Raw genomic sequence first — 2,735 nt, 5'->3', positions numbered from 1 at the left:
CAATTCCTCCTTTCTCTTTTGCATTCCAACATACGCCTCCCGGATCATCCGGGACGAGGCGCACTGTAAGTGAAATCCACCACCCACAAGGCGTTGGGCCGTTCAACGCGGAACTCACGATTGACCTTGTCCAGCGGGCATGGGGCTTTCGGGTTGCTGACCGTGGTGACCGTCGTCTTGCCGCGCCGTACGCCTGCCAGCCCCATGGTCGCCATCAGGCGCTCCACGGTGCATCGGGCAACGGCCACGCCGTCGCGCAGCAACTGGCGCCATACCTTGCGTGCGCCGTAGAGCCCGGAACTGGCCTCGTGGACGCGCTTGATCTGCTCCATGATCTCGTCATCACGGCGAGCACGCGCAGGACGCCTGCCGGGATCGGCCAAGCGCCGGGCATGCTCATGATAGGAGGAAGGGGCGACTGCCAGTACCCGGCAGATCGGCTCGATACCCAGGTCCTCGCGATGGCTGTCGATGAACGACATCACCATTTGCCTTGGCGGTCGAGCTCCGCCTGCGCAAAATACGCCGATGCTTTACGCAGGATCTCGTTGGCCCGCCGTAGCTCCTTGACCTCGCGTTCCAGCAGCTTGAGCCGAGCTTTGTCGTCGGTGGCCTGTGCCGCTGGTGCCATTCGTCGGCTCGCCTCCTCACGGCACCAGCGGCGCAGCGTCTCGGCCGTGCAGCCTATCTTGCTGGCGATCGAGGTCATCGCCTCCCACTCCGAGCCGTAATCGGCGCGATGCTCGCCCACCATGCGTACCGCGCGTTCGCGGACTTCAGGTGAAAACTTGTTCCGGGTCTTGCTCATCACGAAAGCTCCTTCTCACAAATAGGAGCCTCCGGGAAAGCCGGGGCGGTTCACAGGCCGGCCTCGGCATTCTCGGCGCGATAGACGCTGCGTAGGGACTGGGCGATGGCCTTGCGGTCTTTCCAGGACGCGAAGCTCATGCTGTTTCGGATCAGATGCACGATGCAGGTTTGAACGACGGTTTCGGGGAAGACCGCGTTGATCGCATCCGGGAAGCCCTTCAGGCCGTCGACAACGGCGATCAGGATATCGGCTACGCCCCGGTTTTTCAGCTCGTTCATGACGCGCATCCAGAACTTGGCGTCTTCGGTTTGCTCTATCCAGATGCCGAGGATTTCCTTGGTTCCATCGGGCAAGATGCCCAGCGCGATGTAGACCGCCTTGTTGCGCACGAAGCCTTCGTCCCTGATCTTGACCCGGATCGCGTCAAAGAACACCAGCGGATAACAGGCATCGAGCGGTCGTCCCTGCCATTCGCTGACCGTTTCCAGCACGGCGTCGGTCACCGTCGATATCAGGTCCGGCGATACGTCGATGCCGTAAAGCTCCTCAAGGTGCCCCCGGATCTCGCGCACCGTCATGCCGCGTGCGTACATCGAGATGATCTTGTCGTCGAAGTCCGGGAAGCGGCGTTGGTATTTGGCGATCAGCTTGGGATCAAACGTACCCGACCGGTCGCGCGGAATGTCCAGCGTCACCTTCGACGAACCGGTCAACATCGTCTTCTTCGAACTGCCATTGCGGCGATTGCCAACCCTGGTTTCCGCTTCCGATTCGAGATGATCGTCCAGTTCGGCAGCGAGCATCCGCTCCGAAAGCGCCTTCTTCAACTCGTCGATCAGCCCGTCCTTGGCGAACAAATCCTGCGGATCACGACCGTCCAGAAGCTGATCCAGTAAATCCTTGTCGATTGCCATATCGATGGTCCTTTCCATTCCATCTATATGGCCTCGCGCACAAAATTACTGACAGGCCCATGGAACGCCGCTCCCCATGATCGCCCTGCCGGTCTTCGGCTACAAATCCCACATCAGCATCGACCGGCGCTTCGGCTTCATCCGAGGTATGGCGGTGACTTCGGCGTCAGCGGCGGACGGGCGCCTTCTCCGGCAGGTTGTCAGCACGGACAATACCAGTTCCGAGGTATGGGCTGACAGTGCCTATCGATCCAGGCGCAACGAGAAGTGGTTGTCGGATCAGATGCTCACGTCCCGCATCCATCGGCGCAAACCCAAGGGCAAACCTATGGCGAAGGCGACCGCGCGGGCCAACGTTGCCAAATCCTCGATCCGGGCTCATGTCGAACATGTCTTCGCCCATCAAAAGAACAGGTTCGGGTTGTTCATCCGCACCATCGGCCTGGCCAGGGCCGAAGCGAAGTTGACCCTTTGCAACCTGGCCTACAACTTCAACAGGCTGATCTTCCACGAACGCCGGGAATGCACGGGCTGACTCTGCCCGCAATCCGCGAAGCGCGGGTGAAACCACCCGAAATGTCGTCGGAAACAGGCCAAAGGCAGCCGCCACAGCGTCCGGCACCATCGGTATCTCCGCCGTCAGGCTCCCAAGCCTTGCTCAACCCGGTTTTTGCGGGTCTCCAGCTTGGCTAGGTCTGGTTCCTCGGCAGCACTCTTCAGGAGGCAAACAGCGCCTTGGGCGGGTATCGAAAGCAGGGCAGCGCGACATCCGCCGACTATTGATTGTTGGCGCCATGTCGCGGCTGAACTGGCTCGGGCGCAAGTCGATCATCGAAGGCTCGTGGCTTGATAGGATCAAAGGGCGTAAGCCGAGAATGCTTGTCGCAGTGGCCCTTGCCAACAAGATGGCGCGCATGATCTGGGCGATTGCGACCAGGAAAGAAGTTGGCGTTTATATACTTTGCAAACACACCTGATTCTGGTATGCTCCGAAGGGTAAGGAGTTAAGC

The 2,735-nt window shown here is 60.2% G+C and carries 1 protein-coding gene, 3 pseudogenes and 1 other annotated feature; of the genes and pseudogenes, 2 read left to right on the top strand and 2 right to left on the bottom strand.

Features of this window, described 5'->3' with window-relative positions; genetic code table 11:
• Window positions 1-65: 65 nt before the first annotated feature.
• Window positions 66-808 (bottom strand): annotated as a pseudogene (locus tag IEX64_RS24025) (IS3 family transposase); the annotation flags it as partial.
• Window positions 413-527, bottom strand: a sequence feature (AL1L pseudoknot). Its footprint overlaps the pseudogene before it by 115 nt.
• A 53-nt stretch (window positions 809-861) precedes the next feature.
• Window positions 862-1,725, bottom strand: a pseudogene (locus tag IEX64_RS24020) (IS256 family transposase); the annotation flags it as partial.
• Window positions 1,726-1,801: 76 nt separating this feature from the next.
• On the opposite strand from IEX64_RS24020, the gene IEX64_RS24015 reads away from it, so the two are divergent.
• On the top strand, window positions 1,802-2,260 hold the full coding sequence (locus IEX64_RS24015) for a transposase (RefSeq protein WP_229710731.1): 459 nt from the start codon (window positions 1,802-1,804) through the stop codon (window positions 2,258-2,260).
• Window positions 2,261-2,408: 148 nt separating this feature from the next.
• Window positions 2,409-2,702: pseudogene (locus tag IEX64_RS24010) on the top strand (transposase); the annotation flags it as partial.
• Window positions 2,703-2,735: the final 33 nt, after the last annotated feature.

Origin of the sequence: Novosphingobium indicum (assembly GCF_014645195.1) — a bacterium.
Lineage (GTDB): Bacteria > Pseudomonadota > Alphaproteobacteria > Sphingomonadales > Sphingomonadaceae > Novosphingobium > Novosphingobium indicum.
This window is presented reverse-complemented; position numbering and strand designations above follow the sequence as displayed.

Coding starts and splice junctions, on each gene's coding strand:
- IEX64_RS24015 (WP_229710731.1), top strand. CDS start 1,802: ATGATCGCCCTGCCGGTCTTCGGCTACAAATCCCACATCAGCATCGAC.